General features: G+C 71.8%; 22 protein-coding genes and 1 pseudogene. 14 read left to right on the top strand and 9 right to left on the bottom strand.

Translation table 11 applies throughout. The features are described 5' to 3' along the window. Window positions 1-22 precede the first annotated feature (22 nt). Window positions 23-1,939, bottom strand: coding sequence for a phosphatase PAP2 family protein (locus CEB94_RS37885; RefSeq protein ID WP_175436454.1), 1,917 nt, complete (start codon window positions 1,937-1,939; stop codon window positions 23-25). 209 nt (window positions 1,940-2,148) lie between these two features. Continuing rightward, entirely contained in the window at window positions 2,149-3,048 is a 900-nt protein-coding gene (locus tag CEB94_RS37890) for an N-acetylglucosamine kinase (protein ID WP_175436455.1), read from the bottom strand. A gap of 241 nt (window positions 3,049-3,289) precedes the next feature. Here CEB94_RS37890 and CEB94_RS37895 point away from each other — a divergent pair, with 241 nt between their 5' ends. From CEB94_RS37895 to CEB94_RS37915, 5 genes are all read left to right on the top strand, one after another. Next, window positions 3,290-4,411: an ROK family protein gene (locus CEB94_RS37895; RefSeq protein WP_175436456.1), complete on the top strand. Its 1,122-nt coding sequence runs from the start codon at window positions 3,290-3,292 to the stop codon at window positions 4,409-4,411. A gap of 275 nt (window positions 4,412-4,686) precedes the next feature. Next, complete coding sequence (locus CEB94_RS37900; protein WP_175436457.1) at window positions 4,687-6,009, top strand: ABC transporter substrate-binding protein; 1,323 nt, start codon at window positions 4,687-4,689, stop codon at window positions 6,007-6,009. A gap of 124 nt (window positions 6,010-6,133) precedes the next feature. Beyond that, window positions 6,134-7,045, top strand: a complete 912-nt coding sequence (locus CEB94_RS37905) for a carbohydrate ABC transporter permease (protein WP_175436458.1) — start codon at window positions 6,134-6,136, stop codon at window positions 7,043-7,045. After that, window positions 7,042-7,944: a carbohydrate ABC transporter permease gene (locus CEB94_RS37910; protein ID WP_175436459.1), complete on the top strand. Its 903-nt coding sequence runs from the start codon at window positions 7,042-7,044 to the stop codon at window positions 7,942-7,944. The genes CEB94_RS37905 and CEB94_RS37910 overlap by 4 nt, the downstream gene beginning before the upstream one ends. Before the next feature lie 57 nt (window positions 7,945-8,001). After that, window positions 8,002-9,834, top strand: coding sequence for a hypothetical protein (locus CEB94_RS37915; protein WP_175436460.1), 1,833 nt, complete (start codon window positions 8,002-8,004; stop codon window positions 9,832-9,834). Between the two features lie 167 nt (window positions 9,835-10,001). Here CEB94_RS37915 and CEB94_RS37920 read toward each other — a convergent pair whose 3' ends face one another. Both CEB94_RS37920 and CEB94_RS37925 read right to left on the bottom strand, forming a co-directional pair. After that, window positions 10,002-10,604, bottom strand: a complete 603-nt coding sequence (locus CEB94_RS37920) for a hypothetical protein (RefSeq protein ID WP_175436461.1) — start codon at window positions 10,602-10,604, stop codon at window positions 10,002-10,004. Between the two features lie 44 nt (window positions 10,605-10,648). Next, window positions 10,649-11,302, bottom strand: a complete 654-nt coding sequence (locus CEB94_RS37925; protein ID WP_175436462.1) for a nucleoside/nucleotide kinase family protein — start codon at window positions 11,300-11,302, stop codon at window positions 10,649-10,651. Window positions 11,303-11,425: 123 nt separating this feature from the next. Between CEB94_RS37925 and CEB94_RS37930 the strand changes: the two genes are divergently transcribed. The 5 genes from CEB94_RS37930 (at window position 11,426) to nicT (ending at window position 18,325) form a co-directional block, all read left to right on the top strand. Then, a complete protein-coding gene (locus CEB94_RS37930) occupies window positions 11,426-12,163 on the top strand; it encodes a beta-phosphoglucomutase family hydrolase (protein WP_175436463.1) in 738 nt (245 codons plus the stop codon). Further along, window positions 12,160-14,514 carry a glycoside hydrolase family 65 protein gene (locus CEB94_RS37935; protein WP_175436464.1) on the top strand — a complete coding sequence of 785 codons (2,355 nt, stop codon included), beginning with the start codon at window positions 12,160-12,162 and terminating at the stop codon, window positions 14,512-14,514. The genes CEB94_RS37930 and CEB94_RS37935 overlap by 4 nt, the downstream gene beginning before the upstream one ends. A gap of 104 nt (window positions 14,515-14,618) precedes the next feature. Beyond that, complete coding sequence (locus CEB94_RS37940; RefSeq protein ID WP_175436465.1) at window positions 14,619-16,097, top strand: hypothetical protein; 1,479 nt, start codon at window positions 14,619-14,621, stop codon at window positions 16,095-16,097. 75 nt (window positions 16,098-16,172) lie between these two features. Next, window positions 16,173-17,021 (top strand): proteasome subunit beta, encoded by an 849-nt coding sequence (gene prcB / locus CEB94_RS37945; RefSeq protein ID WP_175436466.1) that lies wholly within the window; start codon window positions 16,173-16,175, stop codon window positions 17,019-17,021. A 152-nt stretch (window positions 17,022-17,173) separates the two neighbouring features. Then, window positions 17,174-18,325, top strand: a complete 1,152-nt coding sequence (nicT, locus tag CEB94_RS37950) for a Nickel transporter NicT (protein WP_175436467.1) — start codon at window positions 17,174-17,176, stop codon at window positions 18,323-18,325. Between the two features lie 7 nt (window positions 18,326-18,332). Here the strand turns inward: nicT and CEB94_RS37955 are convergent, their stop codons facing one another. Then, window positions 18,333-19,304, bottom strand: coding sequence for a hypothetical protein (locus CEB94_RS37955; RefSeq protein WP_175436468.1), 972 nt, complete (start codon window positions 19,302-19,304; stop codon window positions 18,333-18,335). Window positions 19,305-19,314: 10 nt separating this feature from the next. Further along, window positions 19,315-20,784 carry an APC family permease gene (locus tag CEB94_RS37960; RefSeq protein WP_175436469.1) on the bottom strand — a complete coding sequence of 490 codons (1,470 nt, stop codon included), beginning with the start codon at window positions 20,782-20,784 and terminating at the stop codon, window positions 19,315-19,317. 407 nt (window positions 20,785-21,191) lie between these two features. Here CEB94_RS37960 and CEB94_RS37965 point away from each other — a divergent pair, with 407 nt between their 5' ends. Further along, the gene (locus CEB94_RS37965; RefSeq protein WP_175437339.1) at window positions 21,192-21,683 is read left to right on the top strand and encodes a DUF5709 domain-containing protein; all 492 of its coding nucleotides are present in this window, start codon (window positions 21,192-21,194) and stop codon (window positions 21,681-21,683) included. A 92-nt stretch (window positions 21,684-21,775) separates the two neighbouring features. Here the strand turns inward: CEB94_RS37965 and CEB94_RS37970 are convergent, their stop codons facing one another. Beyond that, entirely contained in the window at window positions 21,776-21,982 is a 207-nt protein-coding gene (locus CEB94_RS37970) for a hypothetical protein (RefSeq protein ID WP_175436470.1), read from the bottom strand. Between the two features lie 144 nt (window positions 21,983-22,126). Between CEB94_RS37970 and CEB94_RS37975 the strand changes: the two genes are divergently transcribed. Further along, window positions 22,127-22,444: a chaplin gene (locus CEB94_RS37975; RefSeq protein ID WP_175436471.1), complete on the top strand. Its 318-nt coding sequence runs from the start codon at window positions 22,127-22,129 to the stop codon at window positions 22,442-22,444. Here CEB94_RS37975 and CEB94_RS37980 read toward each other — a convergent pair. Then, on the bottom strand, window positions 22,401-23,510 hold the full coding sequence (locus CEB94_RS37980) for a PP2C family protein-serine/threonine phosphatase (protein WP_246112040.1): 1,110 nt from the start codon (window positions 23,508-23,510) through the stop codon (window positions 22,401-22,403). The genes CEB94_RS37975 and CEB94_RS37980 overlap by 44 nt on opposite strands. A gap of 356 nt (window positions 23,511-23,866) precedes the next feature. Here CEB94_RS37980 and CEB94_RS37985 point away from each other — a divergent pair, with 356 nt between their 5' ends. Both CEB94_RS37985 and CEB94_RS41385 read left to right on the top strand, forming a co-directional pair. Next, window positions 23,867-24,754 carry a GNAT family N-acetyltransferase gene (locus tag CEB94_RS37985; RefSeq protein WP_175436472.1) on the top strand — a complete coding sequence of 296 codons (888 nt, stop codon included), beginning with the start codon at window positions 23,867-23,869 and terminating at the stop codon, window positions 24,752-24,754. 96 nt (window positions 24,755-24,850) lie between these two features. Continuing rightward, window positions 24,851-25,199 (top strand): annotated as a pseudogene (locus CEB94_RS41385) (hypothetical protein). Here CEB94_RS41385 and CEB94_RS37990 read toward each other — a convergent pair. Next, window positions 25,162-26,043: a Gfo/Idh/MocA family protein gene (locus tag CEB94_RS37990; RefSeq protein ID WP_175436473.1), complete on the bottom strand. Its 882-nt coding sequence runs from the start codon at window positions 26,041-26,043 to the stop codon at window positions 25,162-25,164. The pseudogene CEB94_RS41385 and the gene CEB94_RS37990 overlap by 38 nt on opposite strands. Window positions 26,044-26,211 lie beyond the last annotated feature (168 nt).

A 26,211-nucleotide genomic window follows, 5' to 3' on the forward strand; every position in this document is an offset into this window, starting at 1 on the left:
TCAGCCCCCGCCGTAGAAGGCGCTACCGCCTCACGAGTCGCACCGACAGACCGTCAGCCGTGTGGACGGGCACGGCCCGCAGCGTCGTCGAGTCCAGCTCGACACGGTCGAACCGGCCACGCAGCTGCCCGGCGGACAGGACGGGAACGGTCGTTCCCGCGACCGGCGGCCGCTCGGCGTCGAGCCGCAGCGACAGCACGCTGCCCCGGCCCAGCAGAACCCGCCGGTTCACCGTGAGGGCCGGGCCGTGGTGCCTGCGCAGCGGCAGCTCCAACGTCGACTCGCCCTCCTGGACGTAGGAGCCGCGCACGCGCAGCACCTCGTCCGCGCGGAGCGTGCCGCCCGTGACCCGGACGTCGCCCCCACCCAGGGCGCCCGGCGCGGCGGCGACCAGCGTGCCGGCCTCGAGGACGGTGCCGCCGTGGTAGCGGTTGTGGCCCGTCAGGGTGAGCGTGCCCGAGCCGCGCTTGGTCAGGCCGCCGTCGCCCTCGATGTCGTTGCGCCAGCTGTCGGCCGCGTGGAAGCCTCCGGCCGCCGCGTCCAGCGTCACGGTGACGTCCCGGTCGAAGGCGCCGTAACCGTCCGCCGCGGCGAACAGGTTCAGCCGGCCCCACTGCTCGAAGCCGTCCAGCAGGACGTACCCGGAGGGCAGTGCGGTCGTCCGCAGCACCTCGCGCCGCTGGGCCGCGGTCAGGTACGGCAGCCGCGTCTCCAGCAGCACCTCCGCGCCCTTCGGCACGGTGAGCGGGTCCTTGCGGCCGCGGCGCGGCAGGACGTACGTCAGCCGGGGCCCGACCGCGCGGGCGTTGGCCTCGCGGTCGGCGTAGGCGTCCCCGGTGCCCGGGTGGGCGTAGTCGTACAGGGTGTCCGCCGTCGTGCCGGTCCGCTGCGTGAAGTAGGCGAGGGCCTGAGCGCGGGCCGCGGCCTTGAGCTCCGCGTTCGCCGGGTCGGCCAGGGCCGCGGCCGTCAGGGCGGTGGCCATGATCCGGCCGCCGATGACGTCGACGGTGGAGTGCATGCCCGACATGATCCGGGTGTGGCTGAGCTCGAAGGCCCGGGTCACCAGCTCCTGGAACCGCTCGGGCACCGCGTACGCGAAGGCCAGACCGGCCAGGTGGAAGGCGTTGGTGTGGCCGCTGGGGAAGCCGCCGTCCTCTTGCGCGTTCTCGGAGCGCTGACGCAGCAGCTGCGGGGCGACGACGACGTCCGAGTCGTACACCGGGTAGCCGAGCGCGTCCTTCTCACCGGTGTCGACGACCTCGCTGTCCTCGTTCATCCGCCACGGGCGCGGGTACTGGAAGGCGAACTTGCCGGGGTTGCCCGAGGCGAAGGGCCCGCGCACGGTGTCGACCAGCTTGGCGACCTGGCCGAGGTCCGAGTCGTACGAGCCCGCTCCGAGCGCGGATCCGGCCGGGGCATCGGCGGGCAGGGTGTCGTTGATCTTCCCGGGGGGCGTGCCGTCCGGGGCGCTGGTGATCGACGTGACCGCCTTGGCGCCGGACGTGTAGAGCCCGGCGAGCGGACCGAGACCGGCGATCATGGCGTAGCTCTGGTGCCGGCGGTCGTAGAGGAAGGCCTCCTTCGCCTGCGCCTCGGTGCGGGCCTGCGTGATACGGGCGCAATAGCGCATGTTGGCGCGCAGCACCTCGCGGTCCAGGACCTGGCCGGTGTTCCAGGCGTCGCCGGTCTTCCACACCTTCGCCATGCCGCCCAGGATCCGGACGACGGCGTTGGTCTCGGGGGTCTGGTTCGTGACGACGTTGGACTTGTAGTCGTCGACGAACGCGGCGAAGCCCGTGGCGGCCTTGGCGTCCGCGGCTCCCAGCCACGAGACGAAGGTCGGTGCGGCGAGCAGGCTCGCCGAGGCACCGAGGGACGTCTTGAGGAAGCCCCGCCTGTTGACGGTTGCGGCGGTGCGGTGCCCGGCTGATGACGGCATGGGTGCGCCTCTCTGGAGTTCTGCGCAGGAGTCCTGCGGCGAGCTTCGGCCGTGCGGCCGGGAGGTGATGCGACGTGCGACTTTCGGTGCCCTTGGCTGCTTCTTTGGCACCTGGTACGTACGAGCGAAGATCTACGGCCGTGTGGTGACCCTCCGGAGAGGGCCCGGCCACCGGCCCGTGTCCGGAAGGTGAACGGCGGCCGCCCGGCTTATAGCAGGGAACGGGCCAGGGTCAGCGCACCCTCGACGGGCGGCACCCGCAGCGGCTGCGGCCGGGCCCCGGGCAGGGACTCGGCGAGCGCTGAGGCGAACGCCTCGTACAGCGCGGGCTGGGCGAGGACCGTGCCGCCCGCCACCACCACGTCGTCCACGGGGACACCGCGGGCGGCGAGCCGTCCGACGAGACCGGCGAGTGCCCGGCCGCCGTCGGCGATCACGGCCCGGGCGAGCGGCGAGCCCGCCTCGGCGGCGGCGAACACGGCGGGGGAGCGACGGCCCCACTCGGCGGAGACGTCGGTGACGGCCTCCAGGGCGGCGCCGAGCGCGGGCACCTCGGCCACCCCGAACGCGGTGACCAGGCCCGTCGCCAGCGCGTCGGGTTCCTCACCGCGGTCGTGTGCGGCCCAGACGGCCCGCGCGGCCTCACGGACGAGGCCGGCCGCGCCGCCCTCGTCGCCGAGTACCGCGCCCCAGCCGCCGACCTGGACCGCGGCGCCGTCGGGCAGCCGCCCCACCGCGACCGAACCGGTACCGGCGACCAGTCCGACGCCCTTGTCCAGCCCCGCGGCGGGAACGAGGAGCTCGGCGTCGCCCACGACGAGCGCGGGCACCCCGAGCCGTTCCTCAAGCGCGTCCCGGATGCCCGCGCACTGGCGTGGCGTCTCACAGGCGTGACCGCCCACGGCGAACGCGGACGGTCGTACGCCGGAGGGCAGGGCGTCGGCGACCAGAGCGGCCAGCCAGTCGGCGGCGGCCCCGGGGTCGTGCGGCCGCCATCCGGTACTGCTGCGGACACGGTCGACGATGTCCTCGCCGTCCGCGAAGGCGCGCAGATGCGTCTTGGTGCCGCCCACGTCGATACCGACCGCGTAAGGCGTGGAGTCCTGCACGGCTCCTCTTTCGTCGTTGCGCGGACACGGCGAACGGCAGGCGAACCGCCCGTCGGACCACGGCAGTTGAAGAGGTAGGGAAGCCCCGGGACGGGCTTCTGTCGAACACGGCAGGCGAGTACCGTGAAGTTCGTTAGGAAGTTAACTAACGAAGTAGGGTGCGTCAAGAGGCACGGAATTCCCGATGCCGCGCGACCCTTGCGGCCCGCCCCGCCCGGCCGCAGCACGACCTGGGGAGACCATGCACCTGAGTGAGAGTGCCCGTGTGGTGTTCGACGTACTGGCCGGAACGGGAACGGCCACCCGCCCCCAGCTGGCGGCCGGTGCGGGCCTTTCCAAGCCGACCGTCTCCACCGCCGTGGCCGAACTCGAGGCCGTCGAGCTCGCCGCCCACTCCGGGCGGGCCTCCGGCGGCACCGGGCGCAGCGCCGCCGTCTACCGGCTCGGCCCGGCCGCCGGTGCCGTGCTCGCCGTCGATCTGGGACCCGCCAAGACCCGGGTGCGCGGCTGCGCCCTGGACGGCACCCTGCTCGCCGAGGGAACCGGCTCACGGCAGGAGGCGGCCGACACCGTCCGCAAGGTCCTCGACGCGCTGCCCGCCGGGGCCCCGCTGCGGGCCGTCGTCGTCGCCGTCGGCGATGTCACCACCCGGGACGGGGAGGGCGCCCGGGAACGCCCCGCGACCGCCAAGGCCGGACCCGTCTTCGACGCCATGGCCGTCGCGCTGCCCGAGGGCGTGCCCGTCCACCTGGAGAACAACGTCAACTGCGCCGCCCTCGCCGAACTGCACGAGGGCGCCGCCACCGGCCGCGACACCTTCGGCTACCTGCGCATCGGCGTCGGCATCGGTCTCGCCGTCGTCATCGGCGGCCGTGTCCTGCGCGGCGCGAACGGCGCCGCCGGTGAGGTGGCCCGGATTCCCTACCCCTGGGACGAGAGCCGCGCCCCGCGCCTGGAGGGCCTGGAGCAGCGCATGGGCTCGCGCACCCTGCTGCGCCGGGCGGCGGAGACGTGGCAGGACGGCGACGGCCCCTGCCCGCGTACCGCGGAGCGGCTCCTCGCCCTCTCGGGTCAGGGGCATGCCACGGCCCGGGCCGTGATCGACGCGCACGCCGCCGATGTGGGCCGGCTCGCCGCCGCCGTGGCCGCCGTACTGGATCCCGGGCTGATCGTGCTGGGCGGCGGTACCGGCGCGGATCCGCAGCTCCTGCCCGGTGTGCGGGCCGAGCTGGCCCGGCTGAGCTGGCCCACCGAGGTGGTCAGCAGCGTGGTGGGCGACACCGGCACGGTGGCGGGCGCCAGCAGGCTCGCGGTCGCCCATGGAATTCAAACCGTGACCGGAGCTGTACGGGCGAAGCATTGACGGCTGCTGCATCGGTCTGCCAATGTCCGGACAAGCGCTTTCTGAGTCGGCCGGGACGCCGACTCCGGGTGAGCCTCCCGCCCGTACGCGAAGTACGGCAGCCGCACGAGGGCGTGCTTGTGCGACGTCGGCCGGTCATGGCCGGGGACCCCACCCGTCAAGGTGACGCGGCCGGGCGAGGCCGTACCCCCGGAAAGCGAAATCTCCTGCAAAATGCACCCGTGCCGCCTCGGCTGGCGCCGTGCTTCTTCCGCTACGACGAAAAGGGATTGAAGATGACCAGTGTGGGTGTGCGGCGCTCCCGCCGACTCGGCCGCGGTGGCATACGCCGCGTTGTTCCCCTCGCTGCCGTGGCCACGGCAGGTGCCCTTCTGCTCTCCGCCTGCGGGTCGGGCTCCGACTCGGGCGGGACCGCCAAGTCGCTGACGTTCTGGATCTCCACGGTTCCGGGGCAGGACGCGGGCTGGAAGAAGATGGTGGCGCAGTACAAGAAGGAAACCGGCGTCAAGGTCAAGCTCGTCAACATCCCCTACGACGGCTACGACGCGAAGCTGCGCAACGCCGCGCAGGCGAACTCCCTGCCCGACGTGGCGGCGGTGCCGAAGCTGGACCCGATCTGGGCGAACAAGCTGATCGACCTCAGCTCCATCGCCAACAAGAAGAGCAACAAGATCAACGGCAACTTCGTCGCCAAGGACTCGTCGGGGAAGGTGCTGTCCATCCCCTCGGACGTCACCGCGTCCGGCATGTTCATCAACAAGTCGCTGTTCGAGAAGGCCGGCGTCTCCTTCCCGGCCTCGCCCCAGAAGACCTGGACCTGGACCGAATTCATCAAGGCGGCGGACAAGGTCCGGGAGAAGACCGGCGCCAAGTACTCCCTCACGTTCGACCAGTCGCCCTCCCGGCTCCGCGCCATGGTGTACGAGCTCGGAGGGAAGTACGTCCACGCGGACTCCTCCGGCAAGTTCTCGGTGGACGCCGCGAGCAAGAAGGCCGTGAAGCGCTTCGTCGAGATGAACGACGACAAGACCATGCCGAAGTCGGTGTGGACCAGCGGCGCCGACCCGTCGGCCATGTTCCAGAGCGGTGACGTGGTCGCCTACTGGTCCGGCGTGTGGCAGGTTCCCGCCTTCGCGGAGAGCATCAAGAAGTTCGACTGGGCGAGCGTCCCGACTCCCGCCGAGCCGGTGCAGGCCAGCGACGTCAACAGCGGCGGCATGACGGTGGGCTTCAACAACAACGGCGACGCGGCCGCCGCCGCGACGAAGTTCCTGTCCTGGCTGTACGAGCCGGCCCACTACCAGGCGCTGTGCGAGGCGTCCGGGTTCCTGCCCGTCGAAACCGGCCTGAACCCGAAGTACCCCTTCAAGTCCGAGGCGGCGCAGGCGGCGTTCAAGCTGTACAACGAGTCGATCCCGCTGTACGCCCCGATCTCCGGCTACTTCAACACCGCGCAGACGAACTGGGTGCTGAAGGGCAAGAGCCTCACCGAGGACCCGACCAAGACGGAGCTCGGCAAGGCGATCAACGGCCAGCAGTCGGTCGACAAGGCGTTGGACAACATCGTGGCCGGCTACAACCAGCAGGTCGGCGGCTGAGCGCAGGCCGACAGGCCCGGGCGGCGGGGTCGAGACACCGCCGCCCGGTCTCGGGCCCCCACGCGATGCCGGGCTCATTGCCTGAGCCCACCGGAACCCATTCCACCAGCACGGAGTCAGGAAGATGACCAAACGCGCCCCGGACGTGTCCGCGAGCCCGCCCAGGAGACGCAGTAAGTACACCCTTGCGCCGCTCGTCCTCATCGCGGCCAACGTCGTGCTTTTCGCGCTGTTCTTCGTCTGGCCGGCGGTGATCGGGCTCGTCTACTCCTTCACGAACTACACGGGCGTAGGGGCGTTCCAGTTCGTCGGACTGGACAACTACCAGCACCTGTTCGGGGACTCCACGTTCTTCGACGCGCTGACCCGGACGCTGCTGTACACCGTGCTCTTCGTTCCGCTGAACTTCGTGTTCTCGCTGCTCATCGCCAACGTGCTGGTGAGCAAGCACGCCAAGGGCGTGTCGGTCGCCCGCGTCTTCTTCTTCATTCCCTGGCTGCTGTCGCCCATCGTCGTGGGTGTCCTGTGGCGGTGGCTGTTCGGTGAGAACTTCGGACTGGTCAACTACGTCATCGAGAAGCTCGGCGGAAGTGCCGTTCCGTGGCAGTCGAACGCGGACCTGTCGTTGCTCGTGGTGGTGGTGGCGGCATCGTGGGCCTGGACGGGCTTCTCCATGCTGCTGTTCATCGCGGCGATCAAGAACGTACCGGTGTCGTACTACGAGGCGGCATCGCTCGACGGCGCCGGCCCGTGGCGCCAGTTCGTCAGCATCACACTGCCGAGCATCGCGCCCACTTCCTTCATCGTCATCCTGCTCAACACGATCCACGCGATGAAGGAATACCCGCTGTTCGCCTCCCTCAACAGCGGCGGACCCGGAACGTCGAACAACCTGCTTGTCCAGTACATCTACCAGACCGGCTTCAAATCGGGCCAGATCGGCTACGCGAGCGCCGCGTCGTTCGTGCTCATGCTCATCCTGATGGCCGTCGCGATCATCCAGCTGGTCGTCAACCGGCGGGTGGAGAACCGATGACAACCACAGACATGCCACGCAAGGTCGACGCCGGGCGCGGACGGGCTGTCCGCAAGAAGCGGCCCAGCAGCTCGGCCAGTGGTGGGCTTCGGCGGGCGGTGCCCGCGACGACACTGCTGTGGGTCCTGGCGGCCCTCTACGGGATGCCGGTGCTGTGGTTCGTACTCAGCTCCTTCAAGCCGGCGGGAGACCTGTTCTCCCTTCCGCTGACGCTGCTTCCGCACGACCCCACCGTGTCGGGTTACAAGGCGGCGTGGGACAGCGCCAACTTCTCCGAGTACTTCATCAACACGACCATCGTGTGTGTGATCGCGACGATCCTCACGGTGGGAGTCAGCTGCTGCACCGGGTACGCGCTGGCCAAGTACGACAACAAGTGGCTCAAGGTCTTCTTCGTGGGCATTCTGGCCACCACGATGCTGCCCTCCGAGGTCATGCTCGCCCCGCAGTTCCTGGTCGTCCGCGACCTGGGCCTGTACAACTCGCTCGCCGGCATCATCATCCCGGCCGTGCTCACCGCGACCGGGTGCTTCATGTTCCGCCAGTTCTTCCTGACGGTCCCCGACGAGCTCATCGAGGCCGCCCGCATCGACGGCGCCCGCGAACTGTCGATCTTCCTGCGGATCATGGTGCCGATCTCCCGGCCCATCATGCTGACGCTCGCCATCCTGTCGTTCCAGTGGCGGTGGAACGACTACATCTGGCCGCTGCTGATGCTCAACGACCCCGACAAGTTCACCGTGCAGATCGGCATCCAGAGCCTCGTCGGGGCGCAGAACATCAACTGGTCGCTGGTGCTCGGCGGATCGGTCATCTCCATGATCCCTCTGATCGTCATCTTCCTGGTGTTCCAGCGTTACGTCATGAACGCCGACATCAACGCCGGACTGAAGGACTGACCGTGCCCGCCCCCACCCACGGCATGGCCACCTCAGGCATGAAGGGCTGATCCACCCGTGCACCTCCCCCACCAGCGAGGCCCGTTGCACGACCTCCCGGACACCCCGGAGGCGTACGACGCCGTCCTCGCCGACGTCACCGAGCAGGCCCTGGCCCGCATGACGCCGGAGGGCAGTCTCGAGCACCCCGACTGTGTCGACGACATCGGCGACACGTCCCTCGGCATCACCTCGCTGCTGGCCCTCGCCTGGCAGCGGGGCAAGGACCCGCGGCTGCCCGACGCGGTGCGCCGCAGCCTCGCCTTCCACCTGGCCCAGCGGGTGTACACCGAGGACAACCCCGGCTACCCCAACCTGCGGGTGCGCGACTCCGGCCTGCCGTACGCCCGTTACACCCTGGCGGCCGGCGCGCACCCCATCGGCGACTGGCCGAGCACGGTGTGGGCCCTGCTCCAGGCGGTCAACGTCCTGGACGCGGCCGACGGCCTCGTCGACGACGCGCAGCGCACCCGGCTCGTCGAGGTGGCGCACGGCTACTGGCGCTGGCTGACGGAGGTGACGTTCTTCAACCCGCAGGAGGCCGGCAACCAGGCGATCGGCTGTGTCGTCGGCGGCCTGATGCTGGCCCGGCACCTCCCGCCCGCCGAGGGCGACCCGGTGCGGCGGGAGGCCCTGCGGCTCTACGAGGACGAGATCCGCGCCCACCGGGTCGCCGACCGCGGCGCTCTCCTGCCCCCCGAGCACGGCGGCGCCTACGACAACAACTACGGCCCGATCTCCCTGTCCTTCCTCGCCCAGGCCCACCGCGTCAGCGGTGCGGAGATCTTCGCCGAGGACGGCGACGCGCTCGCCCGCTACCTCGACGCCCGCCTCACGGGCGGCGGCTTCGACAACGGCGGCCCCCGCTACAGCGAGCAGCACTCCGCCTTCGAGTCGGTGCTGGGCCTGCGCTACTTCGGCGCCCGCATCGGCTCCGACCTGGGCCGCTACCGGGGCGACAGCCGCTGGGAGCGCTATGCGCGCAAAGCCGACGGCGGGGTCGACGGCCACTTCGCGTGGATGCTGGTCTGGCAGATCCAGGACACCACGCGCTGGCACCGCGACCCCTCGACGGCACCGGCCCGCCACCAGCTCCGCGCGGGATCGGTGTCGGTGGCCTTCGACACCCGCATGACCCCGTCCCTGGTCGAGGCGGCGGGCACGTACTACCTGCCGGCCGCCGTCAACCGCCAGCACGGCTTCGGCCCCGTCACGGACGGCTTTCTGCTGTGCCGCCCGATGGGCGAGATCCGCGTACGGGACGTGGTGACGGAAGGCCTGAGGGCGAAGCTGGTCACCACGCCGGTGGTGGGCCGCGACCACGTCCTGCGCCACGTCCAGTCCCTGTACGTCACCGACGGCACGACCCTGTGGACGACGGTCGCGGTCGAACGCCTCCCGGGCACGCCGTACCTGCTCGCCGGCCTGCCGTACGCCGCCGACGACGGCGACCGGGTCCGCAGGACCGCCGCACCCCGGATGACATCGGCCGGTGACCTGCGCCTGACCCACCCGGCCCCGGACGACCCGCACCACTTCGACGCCCGCTCACCCGTCACCCAGGAGCAGGCCGCCTTCACCCTGGCCGCCGACCCACGCGGCTACGGCAACCCCGACGAGGGCTGGCGCCACCTGGTCGCCTCCACGGCCCTGGAGGCGGAACCGGCCCCCGGCGCCCCCGAGGACCTGCATGTCTTCGCGGTCCGCTACGGCCCGGGCGCGGACACGTTCGCGCCCGTGTTCGAGCGGGTGGGGACGGCCCTCAGGGTCCGCACCGAGGCGTTCACGGCGCTGATCGGCGAGGCAGCGGGCGACGCGAACGGCGAACCGGAACTGACGCTGTCCCCCTGACAGCGGCTCACCCGCCGCAGGCCGGGTCCACGACCTCCGGTGCCCGAGTGGCGAGTTCCGCAAGGGACTCGCCGCTTCGCCGGCAGGTCGCGGCGAGGGTCGCGAGGAGGGCCTTGCCGTACCCCGAGCCGCGCGCCCGCGGCCGGCAGGCACGGCGTTCCCGGGCCTCACAACGGCAGGCCGACCAGCCCCCACCCTCGCCGATCCGTCCCGGTCACCACCGCGCCCCACTCCCGCAGCAGCGCCGAGAACTCGTCGAAGTTCTCGATCCACCGCCCGGGACGTGTGGGATGCGCGGCGAAGGGCTTGCGCAGGCTCTCCAGCGAAGGCTCCACCCGTGCCCAGTGGCCGGCCAGGGCCGAGACGGTCGGCGGCGGGCAGGCGAGCAGCAGTCGGGGGCGCCGGGGATCGGGGTCCCCGGCGAACAGGCCGGGGACCGTACCGTCCTCGGTGCCGTCGTCCCAGATCAGTTCCCGCAGGAACGCGTCCAGGTGCTCACGCGTCTCCTGGCCGGCGTGCCCCCGTACGTCCTCCCAGGCCTGCCCTGCCCAGAAGTGCGGCTTGTAGGAGCCGCTGGTGCTGCGGAACTCGTACCTGCCGCACCATGGGAGCGGCGCGGTCGGCCACACCCAGCCCTCCTGCGGCTCCGCGTCCGGGTCGAGCTCGTCCTCAGGGAGCGCGGCGTCCTCCAGCAGCGCGTACCTCTGCTCGAACGGCGTCCTTTCGAGCTGCTCCCAGTCGACCGCCAGCACCGTGATGTCCAAGCCCATGCAGGCACCTTAGGGGCGCGGCCACGCCAGGCCGTGCGCCTTGTTCACGCGGTGCCGTGCGGCAGCCCGGACTCCGGCACCACCAGGTCCGCCCGCCCCCGGGTCCTCGCGACCAGTTCGGCGTTGCGCTCGTCCGAGCGGGACACCCATGCCACCGCTTCTTCGTGTGCCTTGCCGAACCGCTCGTGGCGGGCGACGAGTCGGCGGACGCGTTCGCTCTCGGGCAGCTCGCAGAACCACACTTCGTCGAGAAGGGGACGGACGCGGTGCCAGGCGCCGGTGGTCAGGAGCAGGTAGTTGCCCTCGGTGATGACCAGACGGGCCGTCGGAGGCACCCCGATCGCGCCCGCGATGGGCTGCTCCAGGACACGTTCGAAGCCGGGGGCGTAGACGACGTCACCGGGTTCGTCGCGCAGCCGCCGCAGCAGGGCCGCGTACCCGGCCGCGTCGAACGTGTCGGGTGCGCCCTTGCGGTCCCGGCGGCCGAGGCGCTCCAGTTCGGCGTCGGCGAGGTGGAAGCCGTCCATGGGGACGTGCGCGACCCAGGGTTCACCGGTGCCGTTCAACTCCCGCACCAGGTGCTCGGCGAGCGTCGATTTGCCCGCGCCGGGGCTGCCCGTGATGCCGAGGATCGCGCGCCCGCCGCCCTGGGGGAGGGCCCGGGCGCGGTGGACGAGGTCGTCGAAGGTGGGCGGCACAAGGAGAGTCTGCCACCCGGGTCAGGACTGGAGCGCCGTGCGCCCCCCCCGCACCCCCTCGCGCTCCCTGACATGTGGCGTGCGCCACTCACTGGAACATCGCCGGGTGGGAACCGGTCCTGTATGACGCAGCTCGGTCTTCCCGCAGACATCCACGCCTGTCTCTTCGACCTCGACGGTGTCGTCACCAAGACGGCCGTCGTGCACGCGGCCGCCTGGAAGGAGATGTTCGACGCCTTCCTGCGCGAGCGCGACGGCGCGGACTTCCGGCCGTTCACCGACGCGGACTACGACGAGTACGTCGACGGTCGTCCACGCGCCGACGGGGTGCGCACCTTCCTCGCGTCCCGCGGCATCGACCTGCCCGACGGCGCTCCGGACGACCCACCGGGGGCCGAGACGGTGCACGGACTGGGCAGCCGCAAGAACGAGCTGGTCCTGGAGAAGATCCGCACCGACGGCGTCGAGGCCTACGACGGCACCCTGCGCTATCTGGAGGCGGTCCGCGCGCACGGACTGAGCACCGCGATCGTCTCCTCCAGCGCCAACTGCCGTGACGTGCTCCGCTCGATCGGCGCCGAGCACTTCTTCGACGTACGCATCGACGGCGTCGTCGCCGCCGAGCGCAAGCTGCCCGGCAAGCCGCAGCCCGACACGTTCCTCGCCGCCGCCGAGGACCTCGGTGTCGAGCCGTCCGAAGCGGCCGTCTTCGAGGACGCCCTGGCCGGCATGGACGCGGGCCGCGCGGGCCGCTTCGGGTACGTCGTCGGAGTCGACCGGGTCGGACAGACCGACGCGCTGTACCGGCACGGCGCCGACATCGTGGTGCGGGACCTCGCCGAACTGGGGGACACGCAGTGATCACACAGCGGGCGTACAGCGTCGAGCCCTGGGCCGTACGCGAGACGGCACTCAACCTCGACGTCCTGGCGCAGAGCGAGTCCGTCTTCGCCCTGTCCAACGGCCACATCGGCTGGCGCGGCAACCTCGACGAGGGCGAACCGCACGGCCTGCCCGGCTCCTACCTCAACGGCGTCCACGAACTGCACCCGCTGCCGTACGCCGAGGCCGGCTACGGCTACCCGGAGTCCGGCCAGACCTCGATCAACGTCACCAACGGCAAGGTGCTGCGCCTCCTCGTCGACGACGAACCGTTCGACCTGCGCTACGGGCGGCTCGTCACCCACGAGCGGACCCTCGACCTGCGGCGGGGCGTCCTGGAGCGGGTCTGTGAATGGACCTCCCCGGCCGGCTCCACCGTCCGGGTGCGCTCCACACGCCTGGTGTCCCTCACCCAGCGCGCGATAGCCGCCGTCGCGTACGAGGTGGAGCCCGTCGACAGCCGCACCCGCGTGGTCGTCCAGTCGGAACTCGTCACCAACGAGAGCCTGCCCGAGCCGGACGGCGACCCGCGCGCCGCCAAGGCGCTGAAGTCGCCGCTGGAACCCGAGGAGGACCTCGCCAAGGGCAGCCGGCTGCGCCTGGTCCACCGCACCCGCCGCAGCGGCCTCAGGGTCGCCGTGGCCGCCGACCACACCGTCAACGGCCCCGAACGGACCACCACCAGCAGCGAGTCCAACGTGGACGTGGCCCGGCTGACCATCACCTCCGTCCTGGAGCCGGGCGAGCGGCTGCGCGTGGAGAAGCTGGTCGCGCACGGCTGGTCCGGCGTCCGCTCCCGGCCCGCCATGAGCGACCAGGTCGAGGCGGCCCTCGCGGCGGCCGGGCACAGCGGCTGGCAGGGACTCCTGGAGGATCAGCGGGACTACCTCGACGACTTCTGGGCGCGCGCCGACGTCGAGATCGACGGCGACGAGGAGATCCAGCAGGCCGTCCGCTTCGCCCTCTTCCACGTCCTCCAGGCCGGCGCCCGCGCCGAACAGCGCGCCATCCCCGCCAAGGGACTCACCGGCTCCGGCTACGACGGCCACGCCTTCTGGGACACCGAGGCGTTCGTGCTGCCGCTGCTGACCTACACCGCGCCGAAGTCCGCCGCCGAGGCCCTGCGCTGGCGCCTGGACACCCTGCCCGCCGCCCGGGAACGCGCCGCCCAGCTCGGCCTGCGCGGCGCCGCGTTCCCCTGGCGCACCATCGAGGGCTCGGAGGGCTCCGCCTACTGGCCGGCCGGCACGGCCGCCTTCCACGTGGGCGCCGACATCGCCGACGCCGTCGTGCGGTACGTGGCCGTCACCGGCGACGAGACCTTCGAACGCGAGGTCGGCGTGGAGCTGCTGGTGGAGACGGCCCGCCTGTGGCGCTCCCTCGGCCACCACGACGACCGGGGCACCTTCCACATCGACGGCGTCACCGGACCGGACGAGTACAGCGCCATCGCCGACGACAACACCTACACCAACCTCATGGCCCGGGCGAACCTGCTGGCCGCCGCCGACGCCTGCAAACGCCACCCCGACGAGGCCGCGCGGCTCGGCGCCGACGAGGAGGAGCGCGCCGCCTGGCGGGACGCCGCCGAGGCCATGAACGTCCCCTTCAACGAGGAACTCGGCGTGCACGAGCAGCACGCCGGTTTCACCCGCTACCAGCGCTGGGACTTCGACCGCACCCGCCCGGACCAGTACCCCCTGATGCTCCACTTCCCCTACTTCGACCTGTACCGCAAGCAGGTCATCAAGCAGGCGGACCTGGTGCTGGCGATGTACACCTGCGGCAGCTTCTTCGAGGAGTACTTCGACGAGGAGCAGATCGCCCGAAACTTCGCCTACTACGAGCCGCTGACCGTCCGCGACTCCTCCCTGTCCGCCTGCGTCCAGGCCGTCATGGCCGCCCGGGCCGGCCATCTCGACCTGGCCGGCGACTACACGGCCGAGGCCGCGCTGATGGACCTCGGAGACCTGGAGCACAACACCCGCGACGGACTGCACATCGCCTCGCTGGCCGGTACCTGGATGGCGCTGGTCGCCGGGTTCGGCGGCATGCGGTGCACCGACGGCACGCTGCGGTTCGCGCCCCGGCTGCCCGAGCGGTACAGCCGGCTCGCCTTCACGGTGGGCTTCCTCGGCCGGTGCCTGCGCGTGGAACTGACCGCCGACCAGGCCACGTACACCCTGAACTCCGGTCAGCCCCTGAGTATCCGTCACCACGGGAGTGAGCTGACGGTGAGCGAGGACGCCCCCGTCTCCCGGCCCGTTCCGGAGCTGACCCACCGTCCGGCCCCGAGCCAGCCCCCGCACCGGGCCCCGAACGCCCGCTGACCCACGCCCCCGGGTCATGCACTTGGCCGAGTTCCGCCCTGCATACCCCCGCCCCGCGGGTTAGCTTGATCGTGTTTTCCGATCATCGGGGTAAGGGGCGGAACATGCCTGATGGCGCGAACGCCATCCTCGTCCGAAGGCGAAGACGCGAAGAGGCGGCCGGGCCGCGCGCCGGCATCGCGGGGCGCGGCAGCCGGCCGCTCGCCGTGCTGGCCGCCGTCTTCACCCTCGCGCAGCTCGTCCTCGTCCGGCCCGTGCTCGGCCTCGGCTGGGACGAGATCGTCTACGTCAGCCAGGTCACCTCCCACCACCCCGCGGCCTTCTTCAGCGCTCCCCGCTCCCGCGGTGTCTCGCTGCTGGCCGCGCCCGTCGCGTCCTGGTCGTCGTCCGTCCCGCTGCTGCGCGTCTACCTCGCCCTGCTGTCCGGCCTCGCCCTCTATCTGGCCCTGCGCTCCTGGCGCGGCCTGTTCCCGACCCGCGTCCTGGTCGTCGGCGGGGCCCTCTTCGCGTCCCTGTGGCTGACCCTCTTCTACGGTCCGCAGGCCATGCCCAACTACTGGGTCGCGATCGGCGCCCTGATCAGCGTCGGCTGCTTCCTGCGGGCCCGGGCGGAACGTTCTGCCCGGGCGGTCCTGTGGGGCATCGCGGCCGGTGCCGCTCTCATGGCGTGGATGCGTCCCACCGACGCGGTCTACGTGGCCGTGCCGCTGCTCGTCCTGGCCCTGGTGCGCCGCCACTGGCGCATCCTCCTCGTGCTCGCGGCGGGACTCGCGGCGGGCGCCGTGCCCTGGGTGATCGAGGCGTACGCCGGCCACGGCGGTCTGGGGGAGCGGCTGGCGGAGGCCTCCCGGATCCAGGGTGGACTGGGCTGGCAGATCGCCGTCGACGACCAGCTGCGCAGCCTGGGCGGACGGGCCCTGTGCCGGCCGTGCACCGGGCCGATGCCCCACCCGCTGGTCACTCTCTGGTGGTTCGCCCTCCCCGCCCTGGCCGGTCTCGGGCTGGTCGTCGCGACCCGGGCCGGGCGCCTGGGACGGACCCTGGTCCCGCTGGCCTGCGCCGCCACGGCCGCGCTGCCGTACCTCTTCATGATCGGCTACGCGGCCCCGCGCTTCCTCCAGCCGGCCTACGCGCTGCTCGCGATCCCGGTCGCCGACGCCCTGTGGCACCTGGTCAGAAGGCCGGGCGGAGCCTGGCGCCCGATGGCCGCCACACTCGTCGCGCTCTGCCTGGCCGGGCATCTCGCGGCGCAGCTCGCCGTTCTGCACGGCGCCGTGTCCCGCAACACCGAGAGCCGCCGCGACTGGGGCCGCACCGCCGACGCCCTGCACCGGCTCGGCGTCCGCCCGCCCTGCCTGCTCACCGGTCACGAGGCCATCCCCATCGGCTACTACACCGGTTGCTCCTCGGGGGCGACGTCCGGAAACAACGAGAACATCACCGTGGCCGGCATCCTGCGCACCGCGGACCGTCTCCCGGTCGCCCACCTCGCACCGGCCGGCGCCATCCCGCCCCGCTACGCCCGCTCCTGGCCCGTCCACCGGATCTCGGACCTGGACGTCCGCGTCGCACCGGGCTCCTGACGCCTCAGATCGCGTTTCCCGCCCGCCCAGCTCAGGTAGGAGTCGGTTGACGGTCACGATCGAGGGGGGAACCGGATGACGGCGAGCGACCACGGGGGCAGGCTGGGGGAGGAGTTCTTCACTCCTGGCTCCTCGTCCTTCACGGAGTTCCTGGAAGCCCACCGCCCGGAGCTGCTGAGCACCCGGCGCGTCCTTGCGGACGGTGTCCGCGCGGAGGGCGCCCCGCACGGCACGACCGTGCTGGCCCTCACCTACCGGGACGGCGTGCTGATCGCGGGCGACCGGCGGGCGACGATGGGCAACCTGATCGCCCAGCGCGACCTGGAGAAGGTGCACCCCGCCGACGACCACTGCGCGGTCGCCTTCGCGGGCACGGTCGGGCTCGCGGTGGACATGGTGAAGCTGTATCAGGTCGAGCTGGCGCACTTCGAGAAGATCGAGGGCATCCCCATGACCCTCGCCGCCAAGGCGACCCGGCTGGCCACCATGATCCGGAACAACCTGGGCCAGGCCATGCAGGGCCTGGCGGTCGTCCCGCTGCTCGCGGGCTACGACCCCGCGGCCCCCGAGGGCGCACGGGGCCGGATCTTCTCCTTCGACGTCGTCGGCGGCCGCTACGAGAAGTCCGGCTTCCACGCCGAGGGCTCCGGATCGCCCTACGCCCGGGGCGCGCTGAAGAAGCTGTACCGCCCGGGCATGTCCCGCCGCGAGGCGGCCCTGACCGCCCTGCAGGCGCTGTACGACGCGGCGGACGACGACTCCGCGACCGGCGGACCCGACCTCACCCGCCGCATCTACCCGATCGTCTCGGTCATCACCGAGGACGGCTTCGAGCGGCTGGCGGAGGGGGAGACGGAGGAGCTCAGTCGCGAGACGGTCGAGCAGCGGCACACCCGGCCGGACGGACCGAACGCCGAGGTGTGACACCCGGCCGGAAGGACCGTCGGCCCGGCGGAGTTTTCGGTTCCATGGACAAGACCTGTCACGGGCTTTACTGCACATGACTTGCAGGTACCGCAGGATGGCACGAGGCTGTTCATCGCAGCCGTCCGTCCGACAGAAAGACCTGCCCCCCGATGACGGCCGCCCCTGAGTCCACTCCGCCCCTCCCCGCCCCGGCCCGGGCCCAGCGCACGGCCTGGCACCGCGTCCGTACCTCCATGACGCGGCGGGAGTGGACCAGGGTCGGGGGGATGGCGGCCTTCATCCTGGCCCTGCACGTGATCGGCTGGTTCACCCTCGTCGCGATCGTCGCCCCCGAGCACCACGCCATCGGCGCGCAGACCTTCGGCGTCGGCATCGGGGTCACCGCGTACACGCTGGGCATGCGGCACGCCTTCGACGCCGACCACATCGCCGCCATCGACAACACCACCCGCAAGCTCATGGGGGAGGGACAGCGGCCGCTGTCGGTCGGCTTCTGGTTCTCCCTCGGCCACTCCAGCGTCGTCTTCGTCCTGGCCTTCCTGCTCACTCTCGGCGTGAAGACCCTGGCCGGGCCGGTCCGCGACGACGGCTCCGCGCTGCACGACGTCACCGGCCTGATCGGCACGACCGTCTCCGGGGCGTTCCTCTATCTCATCGCGGGCCTCAACCTCGTCATCCTGGCCGGCATCTGGAAGGTGTTCCGCGCCATGCGCGCGGGCCGCTACGACGAGGCCGCCCTGGAGGAACAGCTGAACAACCGCGGCTTCATGAACCGCCTGCTGGGCCGTGTCATGAAGTCGGTGTCCAAGCCCTGGCACATGTACCCGCTGGGCCTGCTGTTCGGCCTCGGCTTCGACACCGCCACCGAGATCGCCCTGCTCGTCCTGGCGGGTTCCGGCGCCGCCTCCGGACTGCCCTGGTACGCGATCCTGTGCCTGCCCGTCCTGTTCGCCGCGGGGATGTGCCTCCTGGACACCATCGACGGCTCGTTCATGAACTTCGCGTACGGCTGGGCCTTCTCCAAGCCCGTCCGCAAGGTCTACTACAACCTCACCATCACCGGCCTGTCCGTCGCCGTGGCCCTCCTCATCGGCACCGTCGAACTCCTCGGCCTTCTCGCCGAGCAGCTGGACCTGCACGGCCCCTTCTGGGACTGGATCTCCGGCCTCGACCTCAACATCCTCGGCTACGTGGTCGTCGCCCTGTTCTTCGCCACCTGGGTGGTGGCGCTGGTGGTGTGGAGGGTCGGTCGCATCGAGGAGAAGTGGTCGGGGGACCTGGCCGGGCCGCGCAGCTCCTAGCGGGCGCTCACGTCCCCGGCCGCAGCTCCTTGCGCCACTTGACGATCTGCCTCTCCGCATCGCCCGTGTACGACCACGGGGTCTGGGTCGCGCGGGGGCCCAGCATGCCCAGCAGAACGCCCGCGATGTCCGTGGCGCCGGCGGAGCAGGCCGCGTGGGCCAGGTAGTTGAAGTCGCGGAGTTCGGCGGGCGCGATCGTGCTCTCCGTCCGGCTCATGACCCAGCGCTGCCAGGTCCGCCGCAGGTCGCTCGCCGCGCCGTCGTGGTTCCAGTGCTGCGAGAGCCCCACGGCGGAGTGCCTGCCCCGGGCCGCGTCCAGGGCGAAGCGGTACTCCTCGACCCGGGCGTACTGCACCAGCACCGGCAGCGGACAGCCGGGCGGTGCCACCCCGGCCGCGTCCCGGGCGAAGTCGTACATCAGGCCGTGCGTGCCGTGCCAGCGCGCCGAGTAGTAGTGCAGGACCTGCAGGTGCCCCTCGACGCTGTACGGGTCGCGCCCGTGCAACTCGTCCCACCAGCGCCCCAGTTCCTGCCGGCGCACCCCCGACGGGTACAGGCGCGCCACCGAGATCAGCGACACCCACGGCGTCGGATCCTCCGGATACGCCTCCGCCGCCGTCAGGCAGGCCAGCACCGCGGCGTCCACGCGGTGCTGGTCGATCGGCACGCCCCGCCCCGCCGCTATGGCCACGTTGAAGGTGCGGGCCGTCTCCGTCGCCGCCCGCAGCACCAGCGCGTCGGCGCTGTGGGCGTCCGCGGAGAGCCAGGTCTCCACCGTCGAACTGCCCGCGCACACCTGCGCGAGCTGCCGGATCCGGTGCCCTCGGGCCGCCCAGTCGCGGCCGGTGGCGCCCAGCAGGTCCCGCAGCCCCTGCCAGCGGCCGATCACGACGTCCTGGCGGGCGGAGGTGAGGTCGCTGTCCCCGCAGTCGGGGTCGAAGTCGGGAGTGAAACCACGTCTGAGACTGCCTCGCGCCATCGGGTTCTCCTCAGAAGTCGGTGGAGAGACCCTCGTGGACGCGGGCGTGCGCGTCCTGTTCGTCGGGGACGTAGTCCGTCTCGACCGCGCGCGAGGCGTCCAGCTTCGCGGGCCGGTAGTAGTCGCTGCCCTGCCTCCAGTACCAGAGCATCGGGACCAGTCCGATCGCGAGACCGCCGATGCCGATCGTGATCGCGGCGCTGCTCAGCTCGCCCAGCGACTCCACGAACACCCAGAACATGAACAGGGCGCCGCACAACGGCCACAGGCCGCCGAAGAGGAAGTTGGACGGGGACTTCAGCAGCATCTTCCGGTACGCGACGACCACCGCGAGCCCCGCCAGACCGTAGTAGACCGCGATCTGCAGCCCGATCGCCGAGATGGCGTCGGAGAGGATCTCGCCCACCGAGCCCAGGGCGTTGGAGGCGATGAACATCACCAGCGCCACCGCCCCCACCACCACGATCGCCACCCAGGGCGTGTTCCACCGGCGGTGCACCCGGCCCAGCGCCGACGGCATCGTACGGTCCCGGCCCATCGCGAACAGCGAGCGCGTGACCTGGATCAGCGTCGTCTCCAGCGTGGCGATCGTCGACAGCATCACGGCCACGATCAACAGCTTGCCGCCCCAGCCCGGCCAGATCTCCTCGCCGAGCACCGCCAGCACGTTCGCGTCGTTCTCCTCGATCTGCTTCGCGGACAGGATCACGTTCACCGCGATCGTGAAGACCATGAACAGCAGGAAGACGATGCCCACCCCGATCAGGCCCGCGAGGCCCGTCGTGCGGCGGCTGTTGCGGGTCTCCTCGCTGAGATTGCTGGTGACGTCCCAGCCCCAGTAGTAGAACGCGGCGATGAGCGCGCCCGACGCGAAACCGGCCATGCCGTCGAAGTGGGAGAAGCCCAGCCAGGACCAGTCGAAGGCGCGGGCGTTGCCCGTGTGGAAGAAGGCGAGCACCGCGAACAGGGCCAGGATGGCCAGCTCGACGCCGGACATGATCAGCTGGGCCCGGACCGTGAGCCGGGCGCCGCCGAGCACCACGCACAGCATGATGAGGAACCAGGCCGCGCCGACCACGGTGGACAGCGCGGTGTTGTCCGCGAGTCCGTCGTCGAAGAGCGCCAGCGTCATCGATCCGGCGGGCAGCGAACCGGCCACCATGAAGATGGTCGCCGAGATCACCAGCGCCCAGCCGCTGATGAAGCCCAGGAAGGGGTGGAGCGTGCGCCCCACCCACGAGTAGCTGGCACCCGCGTTGACGTCGATCCGGCCGAGGTAGCTGAACGCCAGCGCGATGCCCAGCATGGGTATCGCGCAGTACAGCAGGGCGGCCGGGCTGGCCAGCCCCACCGTGCCGACCAGGACGGCGGTGGTCGCGGCCAGCGAATACGCCGGTGCGCTGCCGGCGACCGCCATCACCACGGTGTCGAACGTGCTGAGGACATTGGCCTGCAGCCCTCTGCCCCTGCTGTAGCTCATGGATGCGCTGCTTTCACTTGTGCACGACCGGAGGCGGGCAGGCCGTCCCGGCGTCGGGGGGTGGGGGGTGGAGCTCGCCGCCGGACGGAGGAGGGTGGCCTCGGGCCCGGGGGCGATGAGAAAAGGGGTGGCGGATACCCGTGCTGCCGCCGCGTCGGCAGCCGGTCACACCGTGTGTGCGAGTGATGATAGCCCCACTCGTTGAGCTTTCAAGCTTGACCGGTGAGTAATGTCCGGGGCCGCCCTGGGTTTTAACTCCTGTTGGTCCGCAGGACGTTCGGGCGGCCTCCCGGCCGGGGGCATCCGCCGAGGTTAGAGCCCGCGTAACGGGAAACGCGGAACGGACAGCAGAGACCAACCAGTCGACGCAGCGCGACAAGGAGGCAGGAGTGATGGGCACGGAACCGATGCGCCCCGAACCGATGGCGGACGACGTGTACCAGCCCACCGGGACCAACGAGGAGCAGGAGGACGCCGCGCCGCTGGACCTGCAGGACGCCGTCGACGAACGGACCTACGACGACACCCTCGACGAGGGCTACTCCCCGCCGGAGAAGCCCCTCGGCGTCACCAAGCGCGGCACCACCGCGGCCGAGCAGCACGAGGGCGAGACCCTCGACGAACGGCTGGCCCAGGAGGTCCCCGACGTGTCCGCCGAGCCCGCCGGTGACGGGGTGGGCGACACCCCCGACAGCGACGGCGAACCGGTGGACCCCGAGGCGGGCACCGCTCGCGCCGGCCGCCTGGTCGCCCCGGACGAGGGCGCCCACGCCGACACGACGAAGGAGACCGTCGCGACCGACGTCGGCATCGACGGCGGAGCGGCCGGCGCGGAGGAGGCCGCCGTACACGTGGTGGAGGACGACAACGCCCTGCCCGAGGACGACGGCAGGGTGTGACCCACGGGCTGACCTACCGGAGGCCACCGGACCCGGACGCATCCGCGCCGGGCCGGTGGCCCCGGTACGCCGAGGGGGTTCGGCGGGTTCGGCTAAGGCAGCAGCTTCTCCAGGGCGGCGGGTCCCTCCGCCGCCAGCTTGCGCTTGGCCCACTCGAGGTTGTGCGGGGTGAGGTCCTTGCCCGAGGCGAGGACGAGGTCCTCCGGCGACACGTCGGTGCCGGTACGGGCGTGGAGCAGGCGGTCCGGGGTGGCCCGGTCCTCGGGCGGCCGGGATGCGGTGGGCTCTGACGTCGACATGTTCTCTGCTCCTAGGGTCCGGATCGCTGGTGCGGCCCCGGTGCTGAAAAACGGGTCCGATATCACCATTCCCCGCGCGAGCGCGGCGTGCATCCGGAGCGCGCGGACCCGGCCATGTCCCGGCGACCGACGAGAGCTTTGCCCATGCGCACACGTGTGACTGCCGCGGTCGGCCTGGCCTGTGCCGCCCTGCCGCCCTTCGCCGGTACGGCGAGCGCGAACGACGGCCCCGTCGGTATCGCCACCGACGGCCCCGGCTTCCTCTCCGGCAACGTCATCCAGATCCCGGTCGACATCAACGCCAACGTCTGCGGCAACTCGATCAACGTGATCGGTCTGCTCAACCCCGCGTTCGGCAACGAGTGCGAGATCAAGGACCGACGTACCGGTCGCACGGCCCCGCCGCCGGCCGCTTGTGTCACGGCCCGTCCCCCGGACGCGGCGCGAGCACCAGCATCGTGACGTCGTCCTGTACGTCCGGGCAGTGCCGGACGAGGTCGGTCCAGACCCGCTCGGCCAGCGTGACCGGGTCCTCGGCGGCGAGGCCCGGCAGCCGTTCGGCCAAGGGGTAGAAGGCCCCGGCGGCGTCCCTGGCCTCGGTCACGCCGTCGGAGGCGAGGAAGAGCCGGTCTCCGGCCCTCAGCGGCACCGAGACGACCCGGGGAGGGGTGGCCTCGGCGAGGCCCAGACCGAGCGGCGTGCACGGTTCGACGTCCAGCTCGACGGCCCGGCCGTCACGCAGCAGCATCGGCCCGGCCTGCCCGCACGCCACGATCCGCACGGCCCGGGCGTCGGCGGAGAAGTCGAGCAGCACCGCCGTCGCGAACAGCTCGGCGTGCGGCTCGCCCGCCGAGTCCACCGCCAGCCTCCGGTCGAGCCGGGCCGCCACCGCCTCCGGGTCCGGCTGGTCCAGCGCCGCCTCCCGGAACGCCCCCAGCAACGACGCGACGGTGGCCACGGCCGACAGCCCGTGCCCCTGCACATCGCCCATGACGGCCCGTACGCCGTAGGGGCCCGCCCGTACGTCGAAGAAGTCACCGCCCACCAGCGTCCCGCTTTGCGCGGCCCGGTACAGGCCCGCACACCGCACCGGCCCGACCCGCTCCGGCAGCGGCGGCACCACGGCCCGCTGCGCGGCCTCGGCGACGGCCCGCTCGGTGACCAGCTGGGCGTCCCGACTGCTGCGGACGTACGACAGCAGCACGCTCAGCACCGAGACGAAGCACACGGTCAGGACATCGGTACTGCCGGGATCGTTCAGGTTGAAGACCGGGACGGTCAGCACGAGCACCGCCAGCGTTCCGAGCACCGCCGTCGCCACCGGGCCGTGCGCCAGCACGGCCAGCGGCGGGATGGCGCCCAGCAGGAAGCCGATGTCGAGCGGCTCCGGGCTGATCAGCTCCGCCGCGCACACCCCCGCCAGCAGGGCCGACGGCAGCACCCGGGCCCAGCCGGGCGGCGGTGCGCCGCGCAGCCAGCCCCGCCGGTCCGGGTCCCGGCGCGCCAGCCGGCCGCGCACACTGCTCACACCACCACGCTGCTACGCCCGACCGGCCGCCGCACGCCGGGCCCGCACCGCCACGGGCGGCCGTGGGCCCGGCGAGAAGGGCGTCAGCGCCGGCCGGATGCCCGAGCGGGCCCCCCTCAAAGGGCCCGTCGACGAGTCGCGGGCCGTCCAGCCGGCCCTCTGAGCCGCGCCGGAAAACCGGTGGACGGCCAGCCGGCGGGTCCCGTAGCGTGTGCCGCACCACGCCCCGATACCAGCGGAAGGAGGGCAGAGCCGTGCAGTTCTCACCATTTCCGCGCTCCCTCCCCGTTGTGCCGGCGTGCCTCGACTGACCGACCGGGAGCGCTCTGAGCAGCATCCGTCCCGGAGGACATCCCATGACCGATGTGGTCATCCGCGTGCTCGACACGAGCGACGCCGATCTCTTCGACACACTGCCCGACCCGCTGGGCGCCCGTGAGGGCCACCGGCTGACCCGGCACCGCCCCGACTGGAAGCGGGTGGCCCTGCGCGACGGCCGTGTCGTCGCCCGCGGCGCCTGGTGGGGCGGCCCCGACGACCCCGAGCCCGTCAGCCTCAACTGGTTCGACGTGGCCGAAGGCGAGGAGGAAGCGGGTGCCGCCCTCCTGCGCTCCGCCCCCTGGCAGGTCGAACTGGAGCTGAACCTGCCCGCCGGCTGGCGCGACGAACCGGCCCTGCGCGCCGCCGCCGAAACCCGTTTCACCGCCGCCCGGAAGGCCGGCTACGACCTCCTGGTCGAACGCCTCGTGTACCGCTGGACTCCCGGCCGCGGCCTGCCCGAGCGGCCGGGACGCCTGGAGTTCCGTGCCGAACCGGACGACGCCGTGTTCTTCGACGCGCTGCGCCGTATCCACTCCGTCACCCTGGACGCCCACGCGCTCAAAGCCATCGAGCAGGGCGGACTCGACCGGGCGGCCCGCGAGGAACTCGACTTCTTCCACTGGTGCCCGTCGCCGCGCGAGTGGTGGCAGGTCGCGTACACAGCGCAGGGCGACATGGCCGGCATCCACATCCCGGCCCACAATCCGACGGGTCCCTGCATCGCTTTCATCGGCGTCCTGCCGGAACACCGCGGACACGGCTACGCCTACGACCTCCTGGCCGAGTGCGCCCACTTCCTCGTCGAGCAGGGGGCGGAGTTCGTCGCCGCGGCGACGGATCAGGGCAACTTCCCGATGGCGGCGAACTTCGCGAAGGCCGGCTTCCCGGTGGTGAAGGAGCGGCTCAACTTCGAACCGGTGTAGGAGCGGGCCGTCCCCGCCCGGGTGGCAGGCTGTCCGGGGCAGTGACCGCGGGCGGGAGACGGAGGGGCCGTGGGGTTCGAGGGCGACGTCTGACAGGTGCACGGGGCCGGGGAACCGGTCGGGGAGATCCGGATCGACGACGCCGACTTCCCGTGGCTCTCGGGCCGCTTCACCCCGGGCCCCGGGTTCGCCGCCGTCCGGGACCTGTTCGCCCGCGAACTCGCCCTGACCGAACGGGACGACGAGGGCCCACCGGGAGGAGTGGGAGGCTGCGTACGCCGACATCAGACGCCATGTCTCCCTCTCCTCCCCGGACGGCCCCGTCCCCGAGTTCCTCCTGCACATCGACGGCGAGAGGGCCTGGTTCCGCTGGAGCGACGAGCCCTTCGACGAGGACCAGGGGGTGTCTAGGACCCGTTGTTCAGCAGGTCCTCGGCCGCCGTGAGGATCTCCGTCACCCGGAGGCCGAACGCCGCGTCGCAGGCGTGCGGGCGGCCGGTCCGGGCGGCGTCGAGCAGCGCGTCCGCAGCCCGCTTCAGCGCGGGCACCGCCCCGTCGGCGCTGTCCGGCAGCGCCGCGACCCCGGACTCCCCACGCAGCTCCACAGCGGCACCGGCCGCGGCGGGCGGTGCCGTCAGGCTCAGAGTGAGGGTGCTCGACGCGCCACCGGTGTGGTCGAGGACGACATGCGCCGTGTCCCCGGGGCCGTAGGCCGCCGCCGTCACGCGCCGCACGTCGCCTAGGACCGGCAGCAGCACGGACAGGGCGTGCGGGCCGACGTCCCACAGGGCGCCCTTCTCCCGCCGCCACGGCGTCGCGAAGGGGCTCTCGCCGGTGAACACCGCCCCGAGCCACTCGGCGCGCCCCGTGAACCAGCCCGGCACCGCCGCCTGCTCGGCGATCCATGCCGCCGGCACGGGCTGGAAGCGGGTCGTGAAGAACACGACCGAGGCGACACCGGCCTCCTCGGCGGCCTCGACCACGGCCCGCCCCTGCTCCACCGTCGGCGCGAGCGGCTTGTCGAGCAGCAGATGACACCCGGCCCGCGCCGCCCGGGCGGCCAGTGAGGCCTGCACCTCGGGCGGCAGCGCCACGGCGACCGCGTCCACGTCGGCGAACAGCTCGTCGGCGTCGTCGTAGGCGCGGACAGCGTGCCGCTCCGCCAGTTCCTTCGCGGCTTCGGGGCGACGGCCCCACACACCCGCGAAGTCCAGCTCCTCGTGCCCGCTCAACGCGGGTGCGTGGGCCATCTGTGCCCAGGGTCCGGTGCCGAGCAGTCCTATGCGCATGCCGCCGCCTCTCCACGCTGCCAGGACGAAGAGCGTGCCACACGGAAACAGCCGGCGGACAACAAGAAAGGCAAGGAGCGCTCTCCTTGCCTGTCTCAAGTTATAGCCCACGGGGGGCCTTGCGGCAAGGCCCCCCATCTGCCGCAGACTGTCCGGCCTAGGCCCAGG

The sequence above is a fragment of the Streptomyces hawaiiensis genome, assembly GCF_004803895.1.
GTDB lineage: Bacteria > Actinomycetota > Actinomycetes > Streptomycetales > Streptomycetaceae > Streptomyces > Streptomyces hawaiiensis.

Coding starts and splice junctions, on each gene's coding strand:
- prcB (WP_175436466.1), top strand. CDS start 16,173: ATGACGGCGAGCGACCACGGGGGCAGGCTGGGGGAGGAGTTCTTCACT.
- CEB94_RS37960 (WP_175436469.1), bottom strand. CDS start 20,784: ATGAGCTACAGCAGGGGCAGAGGGCTGCAGGCCAATGTCCTCAGCACG.
- CEB94_RS37985 (WP_175436472.1), top strand. CDS start 23,867: ATGACCGATGTGGTCATCCGCGTGCTCGACACGAGCGACGCCGATCTC.
- CEB94_RS37970 (WP_175436470.1), bottom strand. CDS start 21,982: ATGTCGACGTCAGAGCCCACCGCATCCCGGCCGCCCGAGGACCGGGCC.
- CEB94_RS37955 (WP_175436468.1), bottom strand. CDS start 19,304: ATGGCGCGAGGCAGTCTCAGACGTGGTTTCACTCCCGACTTCGACCCC.
- CEB94_RS37930 (WP_175436463.1), top strand. CDS start 11,426: ATGACGCAGCTCGGTCTTCCCGCAGACATCCACGCCTGTCTCTTCGAC.
- CEB94_RS37905 (WP_175436458.1), top strand. CDS start 6,134: ATGACCAAACGCGCCCCGGACGTGTCCGCGAGCCCGCCCAGGAGACGC.
- CEB94_RS37990 (WP_175436473.1), bottom strand. CDS start 26,043: ATGCGCATAGGACTGCTCGGCACCGGACCCTGGGCACAGATGGCCCAC.
- CEB94_RS37885 (WP_175436454.1), bottom strand. CDS start 1,939: ATGCCGTCATCAGCCGGGCACCGCACCGCCGCAACCGTCAACAGGCGG.
- CEB94_RS37895 (WP_175436456.1), top strand. CDS start 3,290: ATGCACCTGAGTGAGAGTGCCCGTGTGGTGTTCGACGTACTGGCCGGA.
- CEB94_RS37910 (WP_175436459.1), top strand. CDS start 7,042: ATGACAACCACAGACATGCCACGCAAGGTCGACGCCGGGCGCGGACGG.
- CEB94_RS37900 (WP_175436457.1), top strand. CDS start 4,687: ATGACCAGTGTGGGTGTGCGGCGCTCCCGCCGACTCGGCCGCGGTGGC.
- CEB94_RS37920 (WP_175436461.1), bottom strand. CDS start 10,604: ATGGGCTTGGACATCACGGTGCTGGCGGTCGACTGGGAGCAGCTCGAA.
- CEB94_RS37940 (WP_175436465.1), top strand. CDS start 14,619: ATGCCTGATGGCGCGAACGCCATCCTCGTCCGAAGGCGAAGACGCGAA.
- nicT (WP_175436467.1), top strand. CDS start 17,174: ATGACGGCCGCCCCTGAGTCCACTCCGCCCCTCCCCGCCCCGGCCCGG.
- CEB94_RS37975 (WP_175436471.1), top strand. CDS start 22,127: ATGCGCACACGTGTGACTGCCGCGGTCGGCCTGGCCTGTGCCGCCCTG.
- CEB94_RS37965 (WP_175437339.1), top strand. CDS start 21,192: ATGCGCCCCGAACCGATGGCGGACGACGTGTACCAGCCCACCGGGACC.